The organism is Dietzia sp. UCD-THP, from assembly GCF_000349585.1.
GTDB lineage: Bacteria > Actinomycetota > Actinomycetes > Mycobacteriales > Mycobacteriaceae > Dietzia > Dietzia natronolimnaea_A.
Window position 1 is genome coordinate 86,963 of sequence record NZ_KB714655.1, and the last position, 23,993, is coordinate 110,955.

Below are 23,993 nucleotides of genomic sequence, written 5' to 3' on the forward strand. Positions count from 1 at the left end.
TCGGCGAACCCCGACCCTGGTCGACCACCGGCATCCCGCCCCATACGGCGGGAGCGCACGCGCGTCGTCTCCCGGTCCACATCACGAGAGGAGCCGCCGGTGATCGCGATCCTCTCGGCCCACGCCGTGGCCACCCTGATCGCGATCCCCCTGGTCCTGAGATTCGGCCGTCGAGCGTTCCTCGCCCTGGCCCTGGTGCCCGCCGCGAGCGCGGTGTGGGTCGCCGCCAACCTGGACCGCGTCCCCACCGAGTCCGTCCGGTGGGCGCCCGAGATCCACCTCGCGCTGGACCTGCGGATGGACGCCCTCTCCGCGCTCCTGGCCCTCATCGCCCTCGGCGTGGGCGCACTGGTCCTGGTGTACTGCACCTGGTACTTCGAGGACGACGAACCCCGGCTGCACCTGTTCGCCGCCGAACTCGTGGCCTTCGCCGGCGTCATGTTCGGCCTCGTCGTGGCCGACAACATGATCCTCCTCTACATCTTCTGGGAGATCACCTCCGTCCTGAGCTTCCTCCTAGTCGGCCACTACGCCGCGCGGGCCACCGCTCGCCGCGCGGCCACCCAGGCGCTGCTCGTCACCACCCTCGGCGGTCTGGCGATGCTCGTCGGGATGATCATCCTCGGCCAGGCCGCCGGGTCCTACCTGATCAGCGACGTGGTCGCCTCGCCGCCGTCCGGCCCGCTCATCCACTGGGCACTCGTGCTGGTGATCGTCGGCGCCGGCAGCAAGTCCGCGATCGCCCCGCTGCACTTCTGGCTCCCGGGCGCCATGTCCGCCCCCACCCCGGTCAGCGCCTACCTGCACTCCGCAGCGATGGTCAAGGCCGGAGTGTTCCTGGTCGCGGCCCTGACCCCCGGCCTGTCGGGCTCGTCCACCTGGCAGCTCCCGCTCATCGTGCTGGGCCTGGTCTCGCTCCTCATGGCCGGGTGGCGGGCCCTGCGCGAGACCGACCTCAAGCTCGTGCTCGCGTTCGGCACCGTGAGCCAGCTCGGATTCCTCCTCGTCCTGGTGGGTATCGGCTCGCGCGACACGATGCTCGCCGGACTGACGATGCTGCTCGCGCACTCGCTGTTCAAGTCGGCCCTGTTCATGTCCGTCGGGGTGATCGACAAGACCACCGGCACCCGCGAGATCCGCGACCTGTCGGGGCTGGGACATCGACGTCCCGCACTCGCTCTCGTCTTCACCCTCGCCGCCGCCTCGATGGCCGGCCTGCCCCCCTTCCTCGGATTCGTCGGCAAGGAGGCCGCGTTCGCCACCGTCCTGTCCGAGGAGCGCCTGCACGGGATGCCGTCGCTCGTCGTCACGGCAGGGCTCGTGGCGGGATCCGTCCTCACGTTCTCCTACACCGCTCGCCTGGTCATGGGCGCGTTCCGATCCAAGCGGTCCTTCCCCGACGGCATCAGCCCCGCCGTCGCCGGATCCCGTCCGGCCGGACCACTGTTCCTCTCGGCGCCCGCGGTGCTCGCGGTCTCCGGACTGGTGCTGGGCCTGTGGAACGCCCCGGTCGAGAACCTCATCGCCCGCTACGTCGACGTGGCGTTCCCGCCCGGGAGCCCGTGGCGCGGCCCCGAGGGGTACCACCTCGGACTGTGGCACGGGATCGGCATCCCGCTCGCGCTCACCCTGGTGGTCTACGTGCTGGGCACCCTGCTCTACGTGGCGCAACGGACCGTGGAGAGGATGCAGTTCGACTCACCGGCGCTCGGCAACGCCGACCGGATCTACGACGCCGTCCTGAGGTTCTTCGACACACTCTCCCTGCGGCTGACCGCGAGCATCCAGCGCGGTTCGCTCCCGCTCACCCTGGGGATCATCCTCGTGACCCTTGTGCTGTTCCCGTTCATCTCGCTCCTCGCCGGGACGCGCGAGGGCCTGCGCATGGAGCTGTCCGCGAACCCGGTCGTGTTGATCGTCATGATCCCCATGGCACTCGCCGCGGTGGCCGCCGCGGTGCTGCGCAACCGCCTCGCCGCGGTGATCTGCATGTCCGTCACCGGGTACGGACTCGCCGTGATCTTCGCCTTCCACGGCGCGCCGGACCTCGCGCTCACCCAGGCCCTGGTCGAGACGCTCCTGATGGTCGCGTTCGTGCTGGTTCTGCGCACGATGCCCGCCGAGGTGCCGCTCTCGCACGGCTACCGCCGACTCCGGGCCTGGCTCGGGATCGGCGTCGGTCTGCTCGTGGTGGTCACCGGCGCCTACGCCATCAACGCGCGCCAGCACCCCGCCGTCTCGCTCGACTTCCCCGACATCGCCTACCGGATCGGCAACGGCGCCAACGCCGTCAACGTCACCCTGGTCGATATCCGGGCCTGGGACACTCTCGGGGAGATCACCGTCCTGCTCGTCGCGGCCACCGGTGTGGCCAGTCTCGTCTTCCGCAACCGTCGCTACGGTTCCGGTCCGCGCCTGGCCGACGTCGACAAGACCCGCTCCGGTCGGCGCGGCGTCGAGGCGGCCCGGATCGTGATCGAGGCGCCCGGCGCGACCCCCGGCCGGTGGCTCGTCGGCGCCACCGTCCGAGACCCGCGCGCCCGCTCGCTGGTCCTCGAGGTCACCACCCGACTCGTGTTCCCCACGATGATGGTGCTCAGCCTGTTCTTCTTCTTCGCGGGTCACAACAACCCCGGCGGCGGATTCGCGGGCGGTCTGGTCGCCGGCCTGGCACTGGTGTTGCGCTACCTCGCGGGCGGGCGCTACGAGCTCGGTGAGGCCATCCCGATCGACGCGGGACGGATCCTCGGCCTCGGCCTGCTCCTGGCCGCAGGCACGGCCACCGCCTCCATGTTCTTCGGTGCCCCCGCCCTGTCGAGCGCGACGTTCGAGGCCACGCTACCGGTGTTCGGCGAGGTCAAGTTCGTCACGGCGCTGCTCTTCGACGCCGGCGTCTACCTCATCGTCGTGGGTCTGGTCCTGGACATCCTCCGCAGCCTGGGCGCCCGACTCGATCTGGACGCCGAGGATCTCGAGGAGCTGCGCGCCATCTACGTGGACGCCACCGAGTCGCCGTCCACGGCCGCACTGCGCAGCGTCCCCGGCGTCGACGCCGACGGCGCACGCTCCGACCTCGCCGCCCACCGCGCCGCCCGCCGCGAGGCCGCCGAGAACCAGGGCGCCCCGTCAGGAGGCAGGTCATGACCGCCGACTTCGGGTTGCTGCTGCTCGCCGGGCTCCTCTGCGCCGCCGGGGTCTACCTGCTGCTGGAGCGGGCGATCATCAAGATCCTGTTGGGGATCATGATCTTCTCCAACGGCATCAACCTGCTCCTGCTGGCCGCGGGGGGCCCGCCCGGCAGTCCGCCGATCATGGGCCGCGGCCGGAGTCCCGACGCCGCCGACTCCGACCCGCTGTCCCACGGGATGATCCTCACCGCGATCGTCATCACGGCCGGCGTCGGAGCCTTCATCCTGGCGTTGGCCTACCGCTCCTACCAGTTCACCACCGCCGACGAGGTCGCCGACGACGCCGAGGACACCAAGATCGCCAAGCGCTCACCCACCGACGCCTGGTCCGCGCCCGACCGGGACCTGTCCGACGACCACAGCACAGGTCAACCCACCGAACTCGGGGACCACGTCGACTACGACGACGAGGACCTGACAGAGGCCGAGGCAGAGGCCGAAGCGGAGGCGAGAGAGGCGGCCCGCGGGCGCGACGTGCCCGCCCGACGCCCCCGGAGGACCACCCACCGGCGCGACGGGGACGACCGAGACCGTGGAGACGACCGAGACCACGGGGACCGCGGAGACGACGGAAGGGAGGGCGACCGGTGATCTCCCCCGACCTCTTCGGCTACCTCATCCCCTCCGTCGTCCTCATACCCCTGCTCGCCGCGGCACTGTGCCTGGTGGTCTCCCGCCGACCCCGGGTACAGAACATCATCACCGTCGTCACCCTCACCGTCGTGCTGGTGATCGCCGGCGTCCTGTTGGTGCTCACCGACCAGCACGGCGTCCACACGGTGCAGGTGGGCGGCTGGGACGCGCCCGTGGGCATCACCCTGGTGGCCGACCGGCTCAGCGCGCTCATGCTCTGCGTGTCGGCGATCGTCCTGCTCACGGTGATCATCTATGCCGTGGGACAGGGTGTCCGCGACGGCGACGGCGACCAGCCCACCTCCATCTTCCTCCCCACCTACCTGGCGCTCGCGGCGGGACTGAACGCCGCGTTCATCGCCGGCGACCTGTTCAACCTGTTCGTCGGGTTCGAGATGCTGCTGGCCGCCTCCTACGTCCTGCTCACGCTCGGCGCCAGTCAGGAACGCGTCCGCGCCGGGGTCTCCTACACCGTCGTGTCGATGGTGTCCTCGATGGTCTTCCTGCTCGGCATCGCCCTGACCTACTCGGCCGCGGGCACACTCAACCTCGCCCAGCTCTCCGTGCGGATGGCCGAGGTCCCGGAGGGGCTGCGGAACACGATCTTCGCCGTCTTCCTGGTCGCGTTCGGCATCAAGGCCGCCGTCTTCCCACTGTCGACCTGGCTGCCCGACTCCTACCCCACCGCGCCCGCCCCCGTCACCGCGGTGTTCGCCGGACTGCTGACCAAGGTGGGTGTGTACGCGATCATCCGCTTCCACACCCTCGTGTTCCCCGGTGGCGCCATGGACGGCGTCCTGCTGGTGGCGGGTCTGCTCACGATGGTCATCGGCATCCTCGGCGCCATCGCGCAGTCGGACATCAAACGAATACTGTCGTTCACCCTCGTCAGCCACATCGGTTACATGATCTTCGGCATCGCCCTGTCGACCGGGTACGGGCTGAGTGCGGCGATCTACTACGTCGGGCACCACATCATCGTCCAGACCACCCTGTTCCTGGTGGTCGGACTGATCGAGCGGCAGGCCGGGTCGTCCTCCCTGCGCCGCCTCGGCTCGCTCGCGGTGGCCAGCCCCGTCCTCGCGGTGATGTTCCTCATCCCCGCCCTCAACCTCGGCGGCATCCCGCCCTTCTCGGGGTTCATCGGCAAGCTCGCGGTGGTCCAGGCCGGCGCCGAGGTCGGAGGGGCGCTCATGTGGGTCCTCGTCGCCGGGGCGATGGTCACCAGCCTGCTGTCGCTCTACGTGATGGTGCGCGTGTGGTCCAAGGCGTTCTGGCGTCCCCGGGCGGACGCCCCGGAGGGTGCGGTGGCCCTGGCCAAGCCGTTGGCGCTGCTGCCCTCCGACGAGTACGTGGAGTTCGACGAGCGCGAGGAGGTCGGCCGGATGCCGCTGAGCATGGTCGCGCCCACCATGGCCCTGATCGTGGTCTCCTTGTTGATGACAGTGTTCGCCGGCCCGTTGCTCGGGGTGACCGACCGGGCCGCCGAGAGTCTGATGGAGCGGCATGACTATCTGGACACCATCCCCCTCGACGCGACGCCCGACCGCTACACCGGTTCCGTGACGGGGGTGCGCTGACATGGCCCGCAGGATCACGACCCGTCTCGAACCCCGCGTGATCGGTTCCCGCCTGTTCATGATGCTCTGGCTGACGGTCGCGTGGGTCATGCTGTGGGGCCCGATCGAGGTGGGGACCGTCGCCGCCGGGGTCCTCGTGGCGATCGTGGTGATGGTCCTGCTCCCGCTCCCCCGTGTGCCCGTGGAGGGCCTGGTCAGACCTCTGTCGACGGTGTGGCTGGTGATCGTGGTGGCCTACTATCTCGTCCGCTCCTCGCTCGCCGTGGCGTGGCTGTCCGTGCGCCCGCAGGCGCCGCCTCGTTCCGCGGTACTGCGGGCGCCGATGAGCCTCCGGTCGGATTTCACGCTCGCCCTGGCCGTCAACACCCTGAACCTCATGCCCGGAGGCGTCGTCGTGCGCGTCGATCCGGTGGCCCGGTACGTGTATGTCCACGTCCTGGACGCCGGCAGCCCCGAGGCGGTCGAGCGGTTCCGGCGCCAGACCGCCCACGTCGAACAGCTGTACTCTCGGGCGTTCGAGCGGCCCGAGGACTGGAAACCGAGCCCGCAGCACTACTGCGCCCCGTCGGAGGAGTACGAGGCCGACGGCCCGGACCGCATCCACGACCGCACGGCCGAGCCGGAACCCGTGTCCGATCCCGTGTCCGGTCCCGTGTCCGACAGCGAGGAGCACCGATGAGCCTGTCACTGCTGTTGTGGAGCGCGGCCGTGGTCGCCCTGACGCTCGCACTGTTCACCACCATGATCCGTCTGATCGGTGGTCCGGGCACCCTCGACCGACTGATCTCGCTGGACATGCTCGCCGCGATCGCCCAGTGCGGCGTCGGGGTGTACATCGCATGGAGTAAGGACACCACGGCGGCGGCCGCCCTCGTGGCACTCGCCCTGGTCGCCTTCCTCGGATCGGTGTCCGTGGCCCGGTTCCGCGTGAGCGACACCTCCGGGGTCGACAAGGAGGCCCTCACATGACCGACGACCCCAGAGAGATCGTCTCGGCGCTCTTCGTCCTCGCCGGGGCGCTGCTGACCCTCGCCAGCGCCATCGGTCTGGTGCGCTTCCGCGACACCCTGAGTCGGATGCACCCGGCCGCCAAACCGCAGGTCCTGGGACTGGTGCTGGTGTTGCTGGGGGCGAGTGTCCGGATCTTCCCCCACATCGACCTGGGAATGCTGCTGCTGGCCGGCATCGTGGCCGTGTGCACCGCCCCGGTGATCGCCAACCGCGTGGGCAACCTGGCGTACCACGAGAGCGTCGAGGACGGCACGATCACCCACGAGGCCCCGGTGCTGGAGAAGTTCCAGGCCAGCGAGGCCAACCGGAAGAACACGCCCTAGCTCGCCGATCCGGTCCGGGCCCCGGGACGACTCGAGCCCCGCTCCCTTCGCGGGGGCGGGGCTCGTCCGGTGGTGCCGGGCTACCGGTCTATCACGGGGCGGGCTGAGCGGGCGACACCGCGGTCCCGTTCTGACCCTGGGCGGGCTGATCCCCGACGGGGACCTCCACGAGGACGTCCTCCTCGACCTCGACGACCTCGACCTCCGCACCCTCGACCTCCGCGCCCTCGACCACGGCGGCGTCCTCCGCCTCCGCGTCGGCCTCCCCCGTGTAGGTGGGCAGGGTGTAGGGGGCGTCGGGATCCGCGGGCTCCTCGTTGGGCGGAGTACACGCGGTCATGGCGAACGCGAGTGCGAATGCGGGAACCGCGACCATGAGGCGGCGGGCGGTCTGACGCGGGGCCATGAGGGCTCCTTCGATCTCGGAAAGCTGCAGGTCGCTATGAGCACGCGTCCCGACGGGCGGAGTGCGTGGACTCATCATATCCTCAGCCGTCAGCGGTCGAGGTCCTGGGTGACGATCACGATCACACCGGGGGCACCCACCTCGAGATCGGCAGGCCGGGGCAGGGCGGGGATGCCCAGCTGGGCCGCGACGGCCTCGGCGGCCTGCCGCTCACCGGCACCGGTTCCGAAGTAGACCGTCGACTCGGACACCACCGGCCGGTTCGAGGGCAGGTTGGCCACCTCGCCGACGGCGAAACCGGACTCGCGGAGCGTCTCGCCGGTCCTCCCGGCGAGCCCCGAGACGGTGCTGTTGTTGAACACCTGCACGGGTACCGCGGTCACGGCCGGGACGCCGGGCTGGCCGGCCGGAGGCTGCTCGGCGGCCTGACCGGGTTCACCGGGCTGGCCGGGCTGGCCGGGCACCGCCTGGCCGTCGGGAGCGTCCTGCGGGTCGGCGGGGGCGTCCCCGGGCTGGGCAGGCGCCGCGGGCGGGTCGGCCTGCTCGACCTGGGCACTGTCCTGATCGGTGGCGGTCGGGGTCTCGTCGTCGCCCCCGAACAACTGGACGAGCCCGATGCCTATCGCCAGGACCACCGCGGCGAGGAGGACCATCGCGATGGCCCGGTACGGAGGGCCGGTCGGCTCATCCTGGTCGGGGCCGGCCCCGGCGTCGCCGGCGGGCGCACCCGGACCGTAGGGGTCGTACTGCGAGGTTTCGGGCTGGGAGCTCACGCCGGTGAGTGTAGGTCAGTCGAGCCGCATTCCCAGGTTGCGCGCCGCGCGTGCCTTCTGACGGCTGCTGCGCATGCGACGAAGCCGCTTGACGAGCAGCGGGTCCGCGGCCAGCGCCTCGGGGCGGTCGATGAGGCCGTTGAGGATCTGGAAGTAGCGGGTCCCGGACATGTCGAACTTCTGCCGGATCGCTTCCTCCTTGGAGCCGGCGAACTTCCACCACTGACGCTCGAACTCGAGCATGGCCTGGTCCCTGTCGGACAGCACGGGGTCGGCGGCGTGCAGCTCGTCCGCGGGCGGCGAGCCGCCCTCGACCTGCGGTCGGCGTGCCGCGGTTGCTGATCGACCCATTCGCTCGCCTCCTGTGCCCGGATCACACCGTTGTGATTCCCCCGTAGTGAACCACACGGATCCGACACCCTGCCAGGTGCGCACTAGGATCGTCTGCCATGGCCGTCCTGCCCATCGTCATCCTCGGCGATCCCGCCCTCCACTCCCCCACCGACCCCGTCACGGAGTCCCCGGAGGAGATCCGCGACCTCGTCCGGGATCTCTACGACACGATGGACGCCGCCAACGGGGTGGGTCTGGCCGCCAACCAGGTGGGGGTGCGCAAGCGGGTGTTCGTCTACGACTGCCCCGATCTGGACACCGAGGACGGCGAGGGCGTCTCCCGCGAGGACGTCGAGGCCCGCGGCGGGTGGCTCAACCGCCGCGGCTGCATCGTCAACCCGGTGCTGGAGACCTCCGAAATCCCGGAGACCATGCCGGACCCGGAGGAGGACCTCGAAGGGTGCCTGTCCGTCCCCGGTGTGAACTTCCCGCGCGGGCGCGCCTGGTGGGCCCGGGTCACCGGAACCGACGAGAACGGCGAGCCGGTCTCGGTCGAGGGCTACGGCCTGTTCGCGCGGTGCCTGCAGCACGAGGTCGGTCACCTCGACGGGTACCTCTACACCGACCACCTGATCGGCCGTCACCGCAAGGCCGCCAAACGCCACATCCGGGACGCGGGCTGGGGGGTGCCCGGGTTGAGCTGGGACCCGACCACCGATCCCGATCCGTTCGCCGACGAGGACGACGGTGACGGGTGGGACGACGACGAGGCCACCGCCCCCCGTGGCTGAGCAGGACCGGGGTCTGGCGGAACGGTCCCGGTGGAACGCCGGCCGACGCGTGGAGGTGGGGATGCGCGTGGTGGTCCGGCGCCATCTGGAGGCCGGGCAGGGGTCGCACCTCTACACCGACGTCATCGGGCACGTTCTCGCGCTGGATCCCGAACTCGTGGTGCGCCGCGAATCGGGCGAGGAGGTGCGGATCCCCGATTCCGACATCGCGGTGCTCAAGGTGCTACCGCCCCGGCCGGTCCGCGCACGCGACATCCGGGCCCACGAGTACGCGGGCGCGCTGGCCTGGCCGGGCACGGAATTCGAGCTCGTCGACGGCTGGTTCTGCCGCGCCGGCGACGACTGGTCCTACCGCGGGAATTCCGCGGTCCCGGTGTTGCCGTGGGCCAGCTGCTCGGAGCTGGACGGGGTTCGCGACTGGTACGCGGCCCGCGGCCTGCCGCTGCGCCTGGTGGCCGTGGACCGGCTCGTGGACGCCGACCGGATGCTGCTCGACGGTCGGCCGGTGGATCCCGCACGGGTGCACGCGGACAGGGAACTCGTGCTGTGCACGGTCGACAGCCGCGAACTGCTGGATCGCGTGGACGCCACCGTCCCCGCCGACGCGCGGCCCCCGGTGGTGTTGGCCGACTCCCCCGACGACGACTGGCTCGCGCTGTACCACGCCACCGCCGGTCTGGACCCCGACCGGGTCCGGCCCGCGATGCTGGCGACCGCGGGGCTGGATGGAGCGGGGCTGGGTGGGACAGTGACGGGCGGGACAGACCAGGAGCAGCCGGGACCGGGCGGGCACGTGGTGTTCGCGCGCGTCGAGCACGACGGCGACCTGGCAGCCATCGCCCGGGGCGCCGTGACCACCGGGCCCGACGGGGCGCCGCGCATCGCGGTCTCGTGCGTGCAGACCGCCGACGCCCACCGCCGACGCGGGCTGGCCGAGGTCGTCACGGGCGCGCTCGTCGGGTGGGGTCGGTCGCTGGGCGCCGAGGAGTGCCACCTCCACGTGTTCGCGGACAACTCGGCCGGCCGCGGCCTGTGGGCCAAACTCGGGTTGGCCCCGCACCATTCGATGCGTCACCTCGTCGTCGTCGAGGGTTCCACTCCGCGGTCCACGCGATCCGACGCCGGGTAATAGACTGCTCGCCATGCGCCTGGCCACCTGGAATGTCAACTCGATCAGAGCTCGACGGGACCGCGTCACGGCCTGGCTGGAACGCTCGGACGTCGACGTCCTGGCCATGCAGGAGACCAAGTGCAAGGACGACCAGTTCCCGCACGAGGCGTTCGAGGAGTTGGGATACCAGGTCGCCCACCACGGGCTCAGCCAGTGGAACGGCGTGGCCGTGGCCTCGCGGGTGGGGCTCGACGACGTCCGGCTGGGCTTCGACGACATGCCCGGTTTCCACAAGGACCCCGAGGTCACGCAGGACCCGGAGGCGCGCGCCATCTCGGCGGTGTGCGACGGCGTCCGCGTCTACAGCCTCTACGTGCCCAACGGTCGCGAGCTGGCGGACCCCCACTACACCTACAAGCTCGAGTGGCTGGCCCGGCTCCGCGACCACGCGTCCGCCGAGCTCGCCGCCGACCCGTCGGCGCAGGTGGCGCTGGTGGGCGACTGGAACGTGGCACCGCACGACGACGACGTGTGGGACATGGAAGTCTTCGACGGCAAGACCCACGTGTCCGAGCCCGAACGCCAGGCCTTCGCCGCCTTCGACGGGGCGGGCTTCCGCGAGGTCACCCGCGAGTACACCCCGGGCCCCGGCGTCTACACCTACTGGGACTACACCCAGCTGCGCTTTCCCAAGAAGCAGGGCATGCGTATCGACTTCCAGCTGCACTCGCCGGAACTCGCGTCGCGGGTGACCGGCGCGTTCATCGACCGCGAGGAACGCAAGGGCAAGGGCGCCTCCGACCACGCGCCCGTCGTCGTGGACCTCGACTAACACCGCCACCTCGTCTCAGCACCAGGAGCCCCCACCGATGTCCACGTTCCAACTCCGCCATTACATCGACCGGCTGCGCGCCGAGGGCTTCACCGTCCGCGACGACCACGGTGAGGACCCCGACCTCATCGACATCAACGGCAGGGCCGTCGACACGTGGCGGGAGAACTACCCGTACGACCACCGACTGGACCGCAACCAGTACGAGGTGGAGAAGTACCTGCTGCAGATCGAGCTGCTCAAGTTCCAGAACTGGCAGGCCGAGTCGGGTCACCGGCACGTGATCGTGTTCGAGGGCCGGGACGCCGCCGGCAAGGGTGGGACGATCAAGCGGTTCACCGAGTACATCAACGTGCGACAGGCCCGCGTGGTGGCGTTGATCAAGCCCACCGAGACCGAGCTGTACCAGTGGTACTTCCAGCGCTACATCAGTCATCTGCCCACCCGCGGCGAGCTGGTGATGTTCGACCGGTCCTGGTACAACCGGGCCGGCGTCGAGCGGGTGATGGGGTTCTGTACTGACGCCCAGTACTCCACGTTCATGGAGCAGGCACCGATGTTCGAGAAGATGCTCGTGGATTCCGGCATCGGGCTGACGAAGTTCTGGTTCTCCGTCACCCAGGAGGAGCAGAAGACCCGGTTCGCGATCCGGCAGCTCGACCCGGTCCGGCGATGGAAGCTCTCCCCGATGGACCTGGAATCACTGGACAAGTGGGACCGGTACACCGCCGCCAAGGAGGAGATGTTCCGCCGCACCGACACCGACTGGGCTCCCTGGATCACCATCAAGTCCAACGACAAGAAGCGGGCGCGCATCAACGCCATGCGCCATTTCCTCCACCAGTTCGACTACCCGGAGAAGGACCCCCAGGTCGTGTTTGACCCCGACCCGAAGATCGTCCGCCGCGCCAAGGACGCCGTCGGGGACTGACTGAGCCTGCGAAGGAAGGCCCCGCGCACAGGCTTCGTCGGGGACTGACTGAGCCTGCGAAGGAAGGCCCCGCGCACACGACCCGTCGGGAATGTCCGGGCGCCGGCGCGCATTGCACCGGGTATGAGTCACACGAATGATCCGGCCGTTGTCAGACGTCTGCTCTCGGAACCCGGTCGCTGGGCGATCGTGGGCCTGTCGGCGAACACCGCCCGGACCGCGCACGGGATCGCCGCGTATGTCCTCAACCTGGGTCACGAGATCGTCCCTGTTCATCCCAGGGCCGAGACGGTCCACGGCCAACAGGGGTACCCGGATCTCGCGTCGGTGCCCGGCGAGATCGATGTGGTCGACGTCTTTGTCAATTCGGCGCTCGCGGGCGACGTCGTGGACCAGGCGATCGCCCGGGGCGCGAAGGCGGTCTGGCTCCAGCTCGGCGTGATAGACGAGGCCGCCGCCCAGCGTGCCGCCGACGCCGGGCTCGACGTGGTGATGGACGCATGCCCGGCCATCGAGGCGCCACGTCTGGGCATCGCCTGAGCGGGAACACCTGCCTGAGCGGGAACGCCCGCCGTGGCGGGAACGCCCGCCGTGGCGGGAACGGCCCGCCCGCGGGTCAGAACCCGCTGGCGCTCAGTCCGATCATGGCGAAGATGAAGGCGAAGTAGAGCACGATCAGCAGGGCGAAGAGGCCGAGCGAGATGAGGCCGAGCTTCTTGGCGGACGCGCTCGCCGCTTCGGCCTCCGCATGGTGCCCGGCCGCCCACAGCGGGTAGACGTCCGAGGCCCGGGTCATCGCGACGAATGCCAGCGGCCAGAAGAACAGGATCGAGGCCACCGCCCAGCCGATGTTCGACGGCGGGCCCGGCCGAGCGGCTCCGGTCGGGCCGGTGAACCCCCCGGGGCTCTGGGCCCCGTAACCCGGGTGCTGGCCGTACGACGATGCGCCCTGCCCGTATGTCGGGCCCTGGCCGTAGCCCGAGTCCTGCCAGTAGCCGGAGTCCTGCCCGGGGGTCTGGCCGGCACCGTACGGGGAGTCGGAGGAGGAACCGGGGTAACTCGGATTCGTCATGCCCGAATCGTATCCCCGCAAGTGGGCTCCTCGAAACACCCTTCCCGGGTCAGCGGGGGGCCACGAGGAGTTGATACTCGGGGAAGCGGATGAGGAAACGGCGGACGTAGCTACACACCGGACGGATCTTGCACCCGTCCAGGCGCATCCGGGTGAGCACCAGGCTGACCAGCAGCCGAGCGATTCCCTGCTGACCGAAATGCTCCTCGATGACGGTGTGCAGAAGGATGAAGACCTCGCCGTCCTTCTCGTACCCCACCAGGCCCATGAAGGTCTCGCCGTCCCACAGTTCGAACCGGTCTCTATCGGTGTTGTGGACCAACACCAGTGACTCCACTCGGGACATGGGACTCCTTCGGCAGGGTGTGTTCCACACCCGATGCTACTCGTCGGGTTACGCTCACCCGGCACAATTTCATACTCGTCCACACGGGAGTCCGCTTCGGAGCGCGGGCTGAGAGGACGGCCGGCCGGGCCGTCGACCGTAGAACCTGTCCGGGTCATGCCGGCGTAGGGAGCAGTGAGCATCATGGGCACACACACGTCCACCACCAGCGCAGATTCCACCTCGATCGAGTCCGTGACCTGCGGTCCGATCCACTCCAGCAGCAAGTCCTACCTTGAGATCCCGGCGGAGGGCATCACGCTGCGCGTGCCCGTCCGGCGGATCGCCCTGACCAATGGCACGTCGTTCGACGTCTACGACACCTCCGGTCCGTACACCGGGTACGCCGACGCCGGGGAGTGCCACGACCTCGCCGCAGGACTGCCGCCCACCCGCGACGGCTGGGCCCACCCGGAGGCCGCGCCCGCCTCGGCGGAGGACCCCACGCCGGTGCGGACCCAGCTGGCCTGGGCCCGCGCGGGCCACATCACCCCGGAGATGCGCTTCATCGCCGCCAGGGAGGGGATCGACGTCGAGGTGGTGCGGACCGAGGTGGCGGCCGGCCGCGCCGTCATCCCGGCCAATCACCGCCACCCGGAGAGCGAGCCGATGATCATCGGCAAGCGCTTCCTCACCAAGATCAACGCCAACATCGGCAACTCCGCGGTCACCAGCTCGATCGCGGAGGAGGTCGAGAAGATGGTGTGGGCCTCCCGGTGGGGTGCGGACACCATCATGGACCTGTCCACCGGGCGGGACATCCACGAAACCCGCGAGTGGATCATGCGCAACTCCCCCGTTCCCGTGGGGACCGTGCCGATCTACCAGGCACTGGAGAAGGTGGGCGGCGATCCGACCGCGCTGACCTGGGAGCTCTACCGCGACACCGTCATCGAGCAGTGCGAGCAGGGCGTGGACTACATGACCGTCCACGCGGGCGTGCTCCTGCGGTACGTCCCGCTCGCCGCCAAGCGCGTCACCGGGATCGTCTCGCGCGGAGGTTCGATCATGGCGGCGTGGTGCCTGGCGCACCACCGCGAGTCGTTCCTCTACACCCACTTCACCGAGCTCTGCGAGATCCTCGCGCGCTATGACGTGACGTTCTCCCTCGGGGACGGCCTGAGGCCCGGATCGATCGCGGATGCCAACGACGAGGCCCAGTTCGCCGAGCTCCGCACGCTGGGTGAGCTCACCGGGATCGCCAAGCGCCACGGCGTCCAGGTGATGATCGAGGGCCCCGGACACGTGCCGATGCACATGATCGTGGAGAACGTGCGGCTCGAGGAGGAGTGGTGCGAGGAGGCGCCCTTCTACACGCTGGGGCCGCTGGCCACGGACATCGCACCGGGTTACGACCACATCACCTCCGCCATCGGCGCCGCGCGGATCGCGGAGGCGGGTACGGCGATGCTCTGTTACGTCACCCCCAAGGAGCACCTGGGCCTGCCCGATCGCGACGACGTCAAGACCGGCGTGATCACCTACAAGATCGCCGCGCACTCGGCGGACCTGGCCAAGGGGCACCCCGGCGCACAGAGACGGGACGACGCGCTGAGCACCGCGCGGTTCGAGTTCCGGTGGAGGGACCAGTTCGCCCTGGCGCTCGACCCGGACACCGCGCTGGCGTACCACGACGCGACTCTGCCCGCCGAGCCCGCCAAGACCGCCCACTTCTGCTCGATGTGCGGTCCCAAGTTCTGCTCGATGCGGATCTCCCAGGACATCCGGGACTACGCGGCCGAGCACGGGATGGAGACGGTCGAGGCGATCGAGGCGGGGATGGCGGAGAAATCGGCGGAGTTCGCCGAACAGGGCTCCCGCGTCTACCTGCCGATCAGTCAGCACTGACCTTCCACAGGGCGTCCGCCCCCCCGCGAGTCGGCCCAGCCCGCGCGCGGCCCAGCCCGCGACGAGACGCGGCCCGGGTGTACCTACACCCGGGCCGTGTCATCGGTGCCGTTCAGGCGTCGCGGCGCAGGGTGATCACCAGACCCGCGACCCACAGCGCCACGCAGACCGCCGCGTACCACGCGAACGCCGGCCACTCGCCCCACGTGATGAACCCGCGCGCGGTCTCACCCTGGGTCCAGAAGTCGCCGTTGGCGAACGGCATCCAGCCGGCGATGTCCTGCCCCACCCGGGGGATCAGGGAGACCATGCCCTCCAGCGCCAACGTCCACACCAGGAACAGCGAGATGGTGCCGGCGGCGTTGCGCATGATGTACGCCAGGCCCATCACGGCGAGGGTGCCCACCGCCGCGTAGACGGGGAACCGCACGAGGTACGTCAGCCCGTCGCCCGAGAACGGGGTCCACGAGTCCAGACCGGACAGCGCCCCCGCGGCCAGCAGCGAGACCACCACTGCCACGGCGGTCACGACCATCGACATCACGGTGAACAGCGCCGTCTTGGCGAGCACCGCCGGCCACCGCGACGGTGAGGCGAGGAAGGTGGCCTTGTTCGTGTGGAACCGGTACTCGCCGGTCACGGCGACGATCGCGGCGATCCATGCCAGGATCACAGTGAACGCGCTGACCCCCAGTATCGCGAACAGCGGGTCACCGCCGCCGCCGGGCGCACCGGCCACCGGTTCCCCGGTGGAGGTCTGCTCGAACTGGCCGATGATCGCGGCGAGGCCGACGGCGAGCACGATTCCCAGTCCGTAGAGCCAGTAGGCGCTCTTGGTGGTGGTGGCCTTGATCCACTCGGACTTCAACAGGTTCATCGGGTGGTCTCCTGACCGTGGTACTCGACGTCCTGGTCGGTGAGCGCCATGAAGGCCTCCTCGAGCGACGCCCGCTTCTCGTGCAGTTCGTGGACGGTGATCCCCAGGCTCGCGGCGAGGTCACCGACCCGGTGGGCCGGCAGCCCCTCGATGAGGAACACCCCCTCCTCGGGGTCGAAGGTGGCGTTGATCCCCTCCTCCCGGGCCGCGGCCGTGAACTCGTCGACGTGCGGCGTCCGCAGCAGGACCGATGACCGGGCCGCGGAGAGGAACTCCTCGACGGACGTCTGGGCGCGCAGGACCCCCCGGCCGATGACGACGAGATCCTGGGCCGTCTGAGCCATCTCCGACAACAGGTGGCTCGAGACGAGCACCGTCCGGCCCTCGGCGGCGCGGGCGTGCATGAAACGGCGGATCCAGAGGATTCCCTCGGGGTCGAGTCCGTTGACCGGTTCGTCGAACAGCAACACCTCGGGATCGCCGAGCATGGCGGTGGCCAGACCGAGCCGTTGCCGCATGCCCAGGGAGTAGCCACCCACCTTGCGGCCGGCCACCTCGGTCAGGCCGACCAGCGACAGCACCTCGTCGACGCGGCTGTCGGGCAGTCCGCCCGCGGCGGCGATCATCTTCAGGTGCGATCGCGCGGACCGGTTGGCGTGGGTCCACGACGCGTCGAGCAGGCACCCGACGGTGCGGATGGGATCCGCGAGCGTCCGGTACGGCTGGTCGTTGATCAGCGCCTCCCCCGACGTAGGGGTGTCCAGACCGACGATCATCCTCATGGTGGTGGACTTCCCGGCACCGTTCGGGCCGAGGAAGCCGGTGACGACGCCTGGCCGCACCACGAAGCTGAGGTCCTCGACTGCCGTAGCGGCGCCGAAGCGTTTGGTGAGATTGCGTACCTCGATCATGGGCTCCAGTGTGCCTGCCGTGGTCCGGATAGCGGGTTCCTCCCGCTCAGCTCCCGCCCAGGTGTGTCAGGGCTTACTCTCGTGACATGGACGACGCACGCGACGATCCCGGCCCTGACCTCCCGTCGATCCGTGCATCGGACCACGAGCGTGAGGCGACGGCGCGGTTCCTCCAGCAGTCCTACTCGGAGGGACGGTTGACCCTGGCGGAGTTCGACGAGCGCACCACCAAGGCGTACGGGGCGCTGTTCCAGTCCGACCTGGCCGAGCTCACCCGCGACCTCTCCCCCGCCCGCGGCGACGGCGTGTCCCGACCCGGGCTCCACCACGAGGCGGCACCCGAGCGGAGGGTCACCGGCGGCACCGGTCCGTCGTCGTCACTGGCGTTCATGGGTGGATGCGAGCGCAGGGGCGCGTGGACGCTCCCGGCCGAGCACACGGCGTTCGCCGTGATGGGCGGGGTCGAACTCGACCTGCGCCAGGCCTCTCTTCAGGCGCACGAGACCACGATCCGCGCCTTCGCGATCATGGGCGGGGTCGAGATCTATGTACCGGACGACATCCACGTCGTGGTGGAAGGGCTCGGTCTGATGGGCGGATTCGGCGAGGAGGCCGGCAGGTGGAAGCCCGACCCCCGACCGGTGCGGCAGGCCTCTCCGGGCGCCCCGGTCGTGCGGGTCACGGGGCTCGCGCTCATGGGCGGCGTGGAGGTGCGCAGGGTTCCCCGGACCCGGTAGACCCTCCGGGCGCCGTCGACAGAGCACCGGGCACGGGGCACGGGGCACGGGGCACGGGGCACTCTCACCCTGTCGACCCCGTCGGCGTCAGTCCACCGGCGGACTCGACGCCTGCGCCCAGAACCTCTTCGGGATACGTCCGGCGGCGCGGGCGGCGTGGCCTGCGCGGACGGCCTCCCGCATCGCCGCCGCCATGAGCGGCGGGTTCTCCGCGCGGGTCACGGCGGTGGCCAAGAGGACCCCGTCGCAGCCGAGTTCCATCGCCAGTGCCGCATCCGAGGCGGTGCCGATCCCGGCGTCGCAGATCACCGGCACCCCGGCGCGTTCGACGATCATCTCCAGGTTGTGCGGGTTGCAGATCCCCAGGCCGGTGCCGATGGGAGCGCCCAACGGCATCACGGCCGCGCAGCCGACATCTTCCAGGCGGCGGGCCAGGACGGGGTCGTCGGTGGTGTAGGGCAGGACGACGAACCCGTCGTCGACCAGATCCTCCGCGGCCTCCACCAGTTCCAGGGCGTCGGGCAGGAGCGTGCGTTCGTCGGCGATCACCTCGAGCTTGACCCAGTTGGTGCCCAGCGCCTCACGGGCGAGTCGCGCGGTCTTGACCGCCTCGGCGGCACCCCGGCAGCCGGCGGTGTTGGGCAGAGGCCGGATGCCGAGTTCGCGCAGCAGCCCGAGTAGCCCGAGCCCGTCGGACCCCAGTCGCAGGTCGACCTTGCGGATGGACACGGTGGTCAGTGCCGTCCCGGAGGCGATGAGGGACTCCCTCAGAACCTCCTGGTTGCCGGCCCCGCCGGTGCCCATGATGAGGCGGGACCCCAGCTCCTCACCGGCGATGACCAGCGGCGAGCCCAGGACCTCGGCCGGGCCTGCGACCTCAGCCACCCTGGACCGCCGTGAGGACGTCCACCTCCGCTCCCGCGCCCAGTGCGGCCTGGTCCCAGCCCGAGCTGGGCACCACCACGCCGTCGACCGCCACGGCCACCCCCTCGTCGGGGAGGTCGAGTTCGGTGACGAGCACGCGGACGGTCGCGCCGTCGGCGAGTGTGCGGTCCTCGCCGTTCACGGTGACGATCATGGGGCCTCCTGCGGCACGGTCGTGACGTCCCGGGGTGGTGACGTGTGACCCCAGCGTAGTGGTCTGTGCCGGAGACCTCATCCGCGAGTGAAGCGGTCCGGCGCGGCGGCGCGCGCAGCCGCCGGGCCGCGCACGGCGTGCAACTCCGCCCAGACCGCCGCGACGGTCACCGGGGTGAGCGCGATGCCGTTGCGGCCATGACCGGAGGCGTGGATGAGGCGCGGTTCCCGGGGGTCGGCGCCGAGGAACGGCAGGTTGTCCGGCGACATCGGCCGGAGACCGGCGATGGCCTCGGCCAACTCGTACTCCCCGATCCCGGGGAAGATCATCTCGGCGTCGGCGAGCAGGTCGCGCACCCCGGCGACCGTGACCTGCCGGTCGTCACCGTGCTCGTACTGCGTGGCGCCCACGACCAGACCGCCGTCGCGCGGCACCAGATAGAGCGGCCTGCCGCGGACGAACGCCCGCACCACCCCTCGGGGCGGGTCCTCGCAGCCTGGCCGGGCGCGCAGCCGGAGCACCTCGCCCTTGACCGGGCGCACCGGCAACCCCGCAAGGTCGGCGGACCCGGAACCTGCGGCCAGGACGATGCGGTCCGCGTCGACGTCGTCGATCGAGGTCACCGCGCTGCGCACCCACCTCACGCCCTCGGCGCGGCACGCGCGGGTCAGGGCGGCCAGCAGGACGCGGTTGTCGACGGCCCCCTCGGAGTCCATCCGATAGGCGGCGCGGGCGACGCGGGCCAGGGACGGCTCGGCCTCACGCAGCTCCCGCCGCGTGACCCGGCGCAGGTCGGCCTCGGTGATGCCGGGGTCCGGGTGCGACGCGGAGCACCGCAGTACGGCCGAACCCGGAAACACGGCGGAGCCCGGACGCGAGTCGGGGCCGTCGCGGGTGGGGTCCGGCTGGCGGGCGGCCCACTCCATGGCCATGTCGAGGTCCCGGGCGTCGGCCTCGTCCACGGCCAACATGTGGGTGCGGGTGGCGGTCCGGACGGGGGGACCGGGCGGGACGTAGGGTTCGAGCGCGCTCAGCATCTCCGGCCAGCGGCGGAGCGAGTCCACGCCGAGGGCGAACACCGCCTCCTCCCCCGGCCAGGCCTCACTGAACGGAGCGAGCATGCCGCCGGCCACCCACGCCGCGGCCGAGGAGGGCACCCCGTCGGGGCCGGAGTCGTCGGGCTCGTGAATCACCACCTCCGCGGCCAGCCCGGTCCTGGCGGCCGACCACGCGCAGGCCAGGCCGATCACCGAACCGCCGATCACGGCCAGCCGGCGGGCGCCGATCCTCGGGACGGCAGGTCCGGTGTCGGGAGTCACGTCGTCCAGCCTAGTGGGGCCATCGCCTACGGTTACGCACATGACCACCCACGCCGACCGACTCCGCTCCCGCCTCGCCGACGCCCGGCTCTACCTCTGCATCGACGCACGACGACACCTCGACGAGCAGGCGCGCGAGCAGGGGTGGTCCGGAGACTTCCCGGCGCTGCGCCGGGACGTCGCCGCCGCGCTGGCCGGTGGTGTTGACATCGTGCAACTGCGGGACAAGAACTCTCCCGGTGAACGTGGGCACGGTCCGCTGGAGGCCGCCCACGAGCTGCGCGCGCTGGCGGCGATGCGCGAGGTGTGCGACTCGCACGGCGCGTTGCTGGCCGTCAACGACCGCGCCGACGTGGCGGTGGCGTCGGGTGCGGACGTACTGCACGTGGGCCAGGACGACCTGCCGGTGGAATGGGCGCGCCGCGTGGTCGGCGACGACGTGGTGATAGGCCTGTCGTGCCATGCCCCCGGGGAGGTCGACGCCGCGGTGGCGGACCCGCAGGTCGACTACTTCTGCACCGGCCCGGTGTGGCCCACGCCCACCAAGCCCGGCCGCCACGCTCCGGGCCTGGACCTGGTCGGGCACGCGGCGGCGAGGGCGGACCACCCCGGGGCCAAGCCCTGGTTCGCCATCGGCGGGATCAACCGGCAGAACCTCCCCGACGTGCTGGTCGCGGGAGCCCGGCGGGCGGTGGTGGTCCGCGCGATCACCGACGCGGACGACCCCACGGCCGCGGCGCGCGACCTGCGCTCGGGGCTGGACTGACCCGCCACCACGCGGGGCGGTACAGGTCGCGGGCCGGCGAGTGCCCGGTCAGTCGGTGAGCTCCTTGGTCAGCGTCCTGCGCAGGACCTGACGGGGCTTGGCCTCGAGGTCGTCCCCACCTCGTCGTCGTCGTCCTCTCCGGCCCCAGGAGTCCGGCGCCAGACCGGGTAGCAGCGTGAGGACCCTCCCCAGGCCGCGTGCGGGCCACTCCACGTACGCGTGTTCCACCTTGACGGTGGCGCGACGGCCGCGCAGTACAAGGGTCATGACCCCGTTGTGGAACCAGATCCCGTCGGTGACGTCCCACCTGACCTGTGGCTCGCGCACACCGACCACCTCGGCGAGCCGGCGGGTCAGCGCGGGCGCGGGATTCCGGACCGAGATCCGGTTGACCATCCGGATCGACTTCTGTAGAGGATTGCGGAACGGGGACATGACCAACTGGTGGACCCTGGTGGGCGAGTTCCGCGCCCGGGGCGCGGTGAGCTCGACCTCCTCGAGGTAGGAGCAGTGGACGTCGCCGCCCAGCATGAGGATCGAGGCGGGAGCGCGCCCGTGATCCCCGGCCGCCACCTCGGTGAGCAACCCGATCAGGTCGTCGAAACTGTTGCGGAAGGCCGCCCAGTGCTCGAGGTCCACCGTCAGCCGCACCCATTCGCCGATCCGGGCGCTCAGCGGCTTGTCCGGCCGGTCGCGGCTCACCGCCTCGTTCCACCCCTCGAGATGATGCAGCGCCGGCAGCATGAACGCGGGCAGGGACGACGCGATCACCAGGTGGTCGACCTCGGCCCCGAGGCAGGCCTCCCGCGCCCACTCCCACTCCTGCGGGTCCATCACGCGCCGGTCGGCGGGGTCCAGCCGGCGGGAGGCCCGCACGTCGAGCATCACCACCCGCACCCGCCCGAAGTCGCGACTGAAGCTCCACCGCGCGGTGCCCCGGTCGGCGTCGGCGGACAGGGCGAACTCGTCGAGGATCCGTTCGCGTTCGGCATCGGACCGGGCACCCCGGACCGCCCGGTACACCTCGTCCTGCTCAAGCTCCCGCGGCGCGAGATTGCCCAGGTGCTGGTAGACGAAGTAACTGGCGAACGCCCCCCTCACGCGGTCGCGCCACCACGGCTGGGCCGTCATCTCGCGGCGCCAGGCGTGCGAGGAGTTCCAGTCGTCGCGCAGGTCGTGGTCGTCGAGGATCATGCAGCTGGGCACGGTCGACAGCAGCCAGCGGACATCCGGGTCCCGCCACGACTCGTGGTACAGCCAGGAGTACTCCTCGAAGTCGCAGATCTCCCCGGACACGTCGCGGTCACCGCCGTCCCCGGCGGAGTCGCGCACCGACCGCGGCCCCTGACCGGCACGGCGACGCGCGGCCAGCCGCTCGGTGATCTCGCGGCTGGGGATGTCGGCGTACACCTGGTCGCCGAGCAGCAGCATGGCATCGGGCCAGTCGTCGTGCGGCGTGCGGGCCATCTGGTGCGCCAGCGCGACCAGCGCGTCGGCCCCGATCCGGCGCAACGCCACCGGGGTCTGGCTCTCACCACGTCGACAGGAGCCGAAAGCCAGGCGGACGGTGTCGTCGGCCCTCGGGGTGCGGATGACGCTGGGGCGCCCCGGTTCCACGGGCCAGGCGGGCGCGCCGTCCAGCGCCACCTGGTACGGCGTCTCGACCCCCGGCTCGAGATCACGCAGGTGCAGCACCGCGAAGTGGTGCCCGTGGACACCCCACGATCGCTCGGAGGCCTCGCTGTCCCCGGCCCGGAGGGTCACCGTGCACGGCGCGGACACCTCGAGCCACACCGTCGCGTCCGTGCTGTCGACGTACCGCAGTATGGGTCCGACCAGGATCTCGGGCGGTGTGGGGGGCTGACTCATTGCACCAGTGTGCACCCGGCCCGCGGCGTGACGTGTGCTACGGCAGCGGAAGGGGCGCAGTCCCTAGTCGAGCAGAGCTCGGGGGCCGACGGCGACGACGCCCTGCGGCAGTCTGGCCCGCAGCCCCCGGTCGGCCGTCACCACGACCACCCGGCGGGACCCGCCCGCCTCACCCTCACCGGCCCCGTCTCCGGCGGGCACGGCAGAGGACCCTGTATCGAGATCTATATCAATGCCTGGGGCGAGATCCGTGGCGAGATCGGTGGCGAGGTCGACGATCGCGTCGTCGCCCGAACCGGACGCGCGGTGGACAACGAACGGACCGGAGTGCTCGGCCCGTCTGGCGGCCCCCTCGATCACGGCGTGCGCGCGGGCCACCCACCCGAACCCGTCGGGCAGCTCGATCGTCCGGGGCATGGTCGTACTCAGCTCCTCGAGCAGACGTGCGGTGGCGCCGGCCCGATCCCTCCACCACCCGTCCGGCCGGGAGCCCAGGACGTTGGCCACGTCCACCACGAGTTCCACCGGTCGGGAGCGGAGCCCGTTCGCCCAGGCCTGGGCGAACGCGGGCATCAGTGGCAGCTCGGCGACCCGGGTCTCGGGCACCCACCGCAGTTCCAGACTCTCGTTGTTCGGCACCGTCTCCAGCGCGCGCGGGGCGTCGGCGACCACGGTCGTGTACGTCCACTCCACCGCGTCGGTCGACTCCTGCACCAGCGGCGGGATCGTCCGGGCGCGGACCGCCGGATCGTCCGAGTGCTTCTGGTCGGGCCGCAGGCGACGCATCATCTCGGACACGTGGCGCATGTCCAGCCCGGGCCGGTGCCACACCGTGCCGGGCATCCGCGACGTCACCCGCACGGCCCGGACCACCACGTCGGCGGGCCTGATCTCGGCCTCCTCCTGCGTCTCCCGCAGGGCCGCCTGCGACGCGTCCTCCGAGGAGTCACGCGCTCCTCCGGGCAGGGCCCAGGTGTCACCGGAGGCCGTCCACACCGCACGGTGCTGCAACAGGACGAGCGGGATGTCCGGATCCGTCGGATCGGCCGCGCGCAGGAGCAGGCCCGCGGCACCGAAGCGTCCCCATCGTCGGTCGCCGCCCGCGGACACGACCCAGCCGTTACCGTCACCCTCACTCGTGGCCACTGGTCCTCCACTCCACCGGACGCCTCACCGGATCGGATCCGCCCCGGATCGGGCGGAACCGCGCACTCCTCGT

The 23,993-nt window shown here is 70.8% G+C and carries 26 protein-coding genes and 1 riboswitch; of the genes, 14 read left to right on the top strand and 12 right to left on the bottom strand.

What is annotated here, in order from left to right; translation table 11 throughout:
* Positions 1–99: 99 nt before the first annotated feature.
* Genes H483_RS33995 through H483_RS34020 form a run of 6 tightly spaced genes read left to right on the top strand, consistent with a single transcriptional unit; the run spans position 100 to position 6,735 of the window.
* Positions 100–3,144 carry a Na+/H+ antiporter subunit A gene (locus tag H483_RS33995; RefSeq protein WP_017837832.1) on the top strand — a complete coding sequence of 1,015 codons (3,045 nt, stop codon included), beginning with the start codon at positions 100–102 and terminating at the stop codon, positions 3,142–3,144.
* The gene (locus H483_RS34000) at positions 3,141–3,779 is read left to right on the top strand and encodes a Na(+)/H(+) antiporter subunit C (RefSeq protein ID WP_017837833.1); all 639 of its coding nucleotides are present in this window, start codon (positions 3,141–3,143) and stop codon (positions 3,777–3,779) included. The genes H483_RS33995 and H483_RS34000 overlap by 4 nt, the downstream gene beginning before the upstream one ends.
* On the top strand, positions 3,776–5,401 hold the full coding sequence (locus H483_RS34005; protein WP_017837834.1) for a Na+/H+ antiporter subunit D: 1,626 nt from the start codon (positions 3,776–3,778) through the stop codon (positions 5,399–5,401). The genes H483_RS34000 and H483_RS34005 overlap by 4 nt, the downstream gene beginning before the upstream one ends.
* Position 5,402: 1 nt before the next feature.
* Positions 5,403–6,080 carry a Na+/H+ antiporter subunit E gene (locus H483_RS34010; RefSeq protein ID WP_017837835.1) on the top strand — a complete coding sequence of 226 codons (678 nt, stop codon included), beginning with the start codon at positions 5,403–5,405 and terminating at the stop codon, positions 6,078–6,080.
* The gene (locus tag H483_RS34015; RefSeq protein ID WP_017837836.1) at positions 6,077–6,370 is read left to right on the top strand and encodes a monovalent cation/H+ antiporter complex subunit F; all 294 of its coding nucleotides are present in this window, start codon (positions 6,077–6,079) and stop codon (positions 6,368–6,370) included. Before H483_RS34010 ends, H483_RS34015 begins: the two co-directional genes overlap by 4 nt.
* Positions 6,367–6,735, top strand: coding sequence for a monovalent cation/H(+) antiporter subunit G (locus H483_RS34020; RefSeq protein ID WP_017837837.1), 369 nt, complete (start codon positions 6,367–6,369; stop codon positions 6,733–6,735). Before H483_RS34015 ends, H483_RS34020 begins: the two co-directional genes overlap by 4 nt.
* A gap of 91 nt (positions 6,736–6,826) precedes the next feature.
* Here the strand turns inward: H483_RS34020 and H483_RS34025 are convergent, their stop codons facing one another.
* From H483_RS34025 to H483_RS34035, 3 genes are all read right to left on the bottom strand, one after another.
* The gene (locus H483_RS34025; RefSeq protein WP_017837838.1) at positions 6,827–7,141 is read right to left on the bottom strand and encodes a hypothetical protein; all 315 of its coding nucleotides are present in this window, start codon (positions 7,139–7,141) and stop codon (positions 6,827–6,829) included.
* A gap of 89 nt (positions 7,142–7,230) precedes the next feature.
* Positions 7,231–7,914 carry a LytR C-terminal domain-containing protein gene (locus H483_RS34030; RefSeq protein ID WP_017837839.1) on the bottom strand — a complete coding sequence of 228 codons (684 nt, stop codon included), beginning with the start codon at positions 7,912–7,914 and terminating at the stop codon, positions 7,231–7,233.
* Between the two features lie 15 nt (positions 7,915–7,929).
* On the bottom strand, positions 7,930–8,265 hold the full coding sequence (locus H483_RS34035) for a DUF3263 domain-containing protein (protein WP_017837840.1): 336 nt from the start codon (positions 8,263–8,265) through the stop codon (positions 7,930–7,932).
* Positions 8,266–8,363: 98 nt separating this feature from the next.
* On the opposite strand from H483_RS34035, the gene H483_RS34040 reads away from it, so the two are divergent.
* From H483_RS34040 to H483_RS34060, 5 genes are all read left to right on the top strand, one after another.
* Positions 8,364–9,038: a peptide deformylase gene (locus H483_RS34040; RefSeq protein WP_017837841.1), complete on the top strand. Its 675-nt coding sequence runs from the start codon at positions 8,364–8,366 to the stop codon at positions 9,036–9,038.
* A complete protein-coding gene (locus tag H483_RS34045) occupies positions 9,031–10,167 on the top strand; it encodes a GNAT family N-acetyltransferase (protein ID WP_017837842.1) in 1,137 nt (378 codons plus the stop codon). The genes H483_RS34040 and H483_RS34045 overlap by 8 nt, the downstream gene beginning before the upstream one ends.
* Positions 10,168–10,180: 13 nt before the next feature.
* On the top strand, positions 10,181–10,981 hold the full coding sequence (locus H483_RS34050) for an exodeoxyribonuclease III (RefSeq protein ID WP_017837843.1): 801 nt from the start codon (positions 10,181–10,183) through the stop codon (positions 10,979–10,981).
* A gap of 37 nt (positions 10,982–11,018) precedes the next feature.
* On the top strand, positions 11,019–11,912 hold the full coding sequence (ppk2, locus tag H483_RS34055) for a polyphosphate kinase 2 (protein ID WP_017837844.1): 894 nt from the start codon (positions 11,019–11,021) through the stop codon (positions 11,910–11,912).
* A gap of 123 nt (positions 11,913–12,035) precedes the next feature.
* Entirely contained in the window at positions 12,036–12,452 is a 417-nt protein-coding gene (locus H483_RS34060; RefSeq protein WP_017837845.1) for a CoA-binding protein, read from the top strand.
* Positions 12,453–12,528: 76 nt separating this feature from the next.
* Here the strand turns inward: H483_RS34060 and H483_RS34065 are convergent, their stop codons facing one another.
* Together H483_RS34065 and H483_RS34070 are read right to left on the bottom strand one after the other, a co-directional pair.
* A complete protein-coding gene (locus H483_RS34065) occupies positions 12,529–12,984 on the bottom strand; it encodes a CD225/dispanin family protein (RefSeq protein ID WP_017837846.1) in 456 nt (151 codons plus the stop codon).
* A 49-nt stretch (positions 12,985–13,033) separates the two neighbouring features.
* On the bottom strand, positions 13,034–13,330 hold the full coding sequence (locus tag H483_RS34070) for a GNAT family N-acetyltransferase (RefSeq protein WP_017837847.1): 297 nt from the start codon (positions 13,328–13,330) through the stop codon (positions 13,034–13,036).
* Positions 13,331–13,403: 73 nt separating this feature from the next.
* A riboswitch (TPP riboswitch) is annotated at positions 13,404–13,518 on the top strand.
* On the opposite strand from H483_RS34070, the gene thiC reads away from it, so the two are divergent.
* On the top strand, positions 13,514–15,217 hold the full coding sequence (thiC, locus tag H483_RS34075; protein WP_042330043.1) for a phosphomethylpyrimidine synthase ThiC: 1,704 nt from the start codon (positions 13,514–13,516) through the stop codon (positions 15,215–15,217). (Overlaps the previous riboswitch by 5 nt.)
* 112 nt (positions 15,218–15,329) lie before the next feature.
* Here thiC and H483_RS34080 read toward each other — a convergent pair whose 3' ends face one another.
* Both H483_RS34080 and H483_RS34085 read right to left on the bottom strand, forming a co-directional pair.
* Positions 15,330–16,094, bottom strand: a complete 765-nt coding sequence (locus H483_RS34080) for an ABC transporter permease (RefSeq protein WP_017837849.1) — start codon at positions 16,092–16,094, stop codon at positions 15,330–15,332.
* A complete protein-coding gene (locus H483_RS34085; RefSeq protein ID WP_017837850.1) occupies positions 16,091–17,005 on the bottom strand; it encodes an ABC transporter ATP-binding protein in 915 nt (304 codons plus the stop codon). The genes H483_RS34080 and H483_RS34085 overlap by 4 nt, the downstream gene beginning before the upstream one ends.
* 86 nt (positions 17,006–17,091) lie before the next feature.
* Between H483_RS34085 and H483_RS34090 the strand changes: the two genes are divergently transcribed.
* Complete coding sequence (locus H483_RS34090; RefSeq protein ID WP_017837851.1) at positions 17,092–17,742, top strand: DUF1707 domain-containing protein; 651 nt, start codon at positions 17,092–17,094, stop codon at positions 17,740–17,742.
* 87 nt (positions 17,743–17,829) lie between these two features.
* On the opposite strand, the gene H483_RS34095 is transcribed toward H483_RS34090, so the two are convergent.
* The 3 genes from H483_RS34095 to H483_RS34105 form a co-directional block, all read right to left on the bottom strand.
* Positions 17,830–18,597, bottom strand: a complete 768-nt coding sequence (locus tag H483_RS34095) for a thiazole synthase (protein ID WP_256378857.1) — start codon at positions 18,595–18,597, stop codon at positions 17,830–17,832.
* Between the two features lie 22 nt (positions 18,598–18,619).
* Entirely contained in the window at positions 18,620–18,820 is a 201-nt protein-coding gene (thiS, locus tag H483_RS34100; protein ID WP_017837853.1) for a sulfur carrier protein ThiS, read from the bottom strand.
* A gap of 77 nt (positions 18,821–18,897) precedes the next feature.
* Positions 18,898–20,139: an FAD-dependent oxidoreductase gene (locus H483_RS34105; RefSeq protein WP_017837854.1), complete on the bottom strand. Its 1,242-nt coding sequence runs from the start codon at positions 20,137–20,139 to the stop codon at positions 18,898–18,900.
* Between the two features lie 40 nt (positions 20,140–20,179).
* On the opposite strand from H483_RS34105, the gene thiE reads away from it, so the two are divergent.
* Positions 20,180–20,905 carry a thiamine phosphate synthase gene (gene thiE, locus H483_RS34110; RefSeq protein WP_017837855.1) on the top strand — a complete coding sequence of 242 codons (726 nt, stop codon included), beginning with the start codon at positions 20,180–20,182 and terminating at the stop codon, positions 20,903–20,905.
* A 48-nt stretch (positions 20,906–20,953) separates the two neighbouring features.
* Here the strand turns inward: thiE and H483_RS34115 are convergent, their stop codons facing one another.
* Positions 20,954–22,774 (bottom strand): alkaline phosphatase D family protein, encoded by a 1,821-nt coding sequence (locus tag H483_RS34115; protein WP_017837856.1) that lies wholly within the window; start codon positions 22,772–22,774, stop codon positions 20,954–20,956.
* Between the two features lie 63 nt (positions 22,775–22,837).
* The gene (locus H483_RS34120; protein WP_017837857.1) at positions 22,838–23,920 is read right to left on the bottom strand and encodes an NUDIX domain-containing protein; all 1,083 of its coding nucleotides are present in this window, start codon (positions 23,918–23,920) and stop codon (positions 22,838–22,840) included.
* Positions 23,921–23,993: the final 73 nt, after the last annotated feature.

Coding starts and splice junctions, on each gene's coding strand:
- H483_RS34000 (WP_017837833.1), top strand. CDS start 3,141: ATGACCGCCGACTTCGGGTTGCTGCTGCTCGCCGGGCTCCTCTGCGCC.
- H483_RS34010 (WP_017837835.1), top strand. CDS start 5,403: ATGGCCCGCAGGATCACGACCCGTCTCGAACCCCGCGTGATCGGTTCC.
- H483_RS34015 (WP_017837836.1), top strand. CDS start 6,077: ATGAGCCTGTCACTGCTGTTGTGGAGCGCGGCCGTGGTCGCCCTGACG.
- H483_RS34020 (WP_017837837.1), top strand. CDS start 6,367: ATGACCGACGACCCCAGAGAGATCGTCTCGGCGCTCTTCGTCCTCGCC.
- H483_RS34025 (WP_017837838.1), bottom strand. CDS start 7,141: ATGGCCCCGCGTCAGACCGCCCGCCGCCTCATGGTCGCGGTTCCCGCA.
- H483_RS34035 (WP_017837840.1), bottom strand. CDS start 8,265: ATGGGTCGATCAGCAACCGCGGCACGCCGACCGCAGGTCGAGGGCGGC.
- H483_RS34040 (WP_017837841.1), top strand. CDS start 8,364: ATGGCCGTCCTGCCCATCGTCATCCTCGGCGATCCCGCCCTCCACTCC.
- H483_RS34050 (WP_017837843.1), top strand. CDS start 10,181: ATGCGCCTGGCCACCTGGAATGTCAACTCGATCAGAGCTCGACGGGAC.
- ppk2 (WP_017837844.1), top strand. CDS start 11,019: ATGTCCACGTTCCAACTCCGCCATTACATCGACCGGCTGCGCGCCGAG.
- H483_RS34060 (WP_017837845.1), top strand. CDS start 12,036: ATGAGTCACACGAATGATCCGGCCGTTGTCAGACGTCTGCTCTCGGAA.
- H483_RS34065 (WP_017837846.1), bottom strand. CDS start 12,984: ATGACGAATCCGAGTTACCCCGGTTCCTCCTCCGACTCCCCGTACGGT.
- H483_RS34070 (WP_017837847.1), bottom strand. CDS start 13,330: ATGTCCCGAGTGGAGTCACTGGTGTTGGTCCACAACACCGATAGAGAC.
- thiC (WP_042330043.1), top strand. CDS start 13,514: ATGGGCACACACACGTCCACCACCAGCGCAGATTCCACCTCGATCGAG.
- H483_RS34080 (WP_017837849.1), bottom strand. CDS start 16,094: ATGAACCTGTTGAAGTCCGAGTGGATCAAGGCCACCACCACCAAGAGC.
- H483_RS34085 (WP_017837850.1), bottom strand. CDS start 17,005: ATGATCGAGGTACGCAATCTCACCAAACGCTTCGGCGCCGCTACGGCA.
- H483_RS34090 (WP_017837851.1), top strand. CDS start 17,092: ATGGACGACGCACGCGACGATCCCGGCCCTGACCTCCCGTCGATCCGT.
- thiS (WP_017837853.1), bottom strand. CDS start 18,820: ATGATCGTCACCGTGAACGGCGAGGACCGCACACTCGCCGACGGCGCG.
- thiE (WP_017837855.1), top strand. CDS start 20,180: ATGACCACCCACGCCGACCGACTCCGCTCCCGCCTCGCCGACGCCCGG.
- H483_RS34115 (WP_017837856.1), bottom strand. CDS start 22,774: ATGAGTCAGCCCCCCACACCGCCCGAGATCCTGGTCGGACCCATACTG.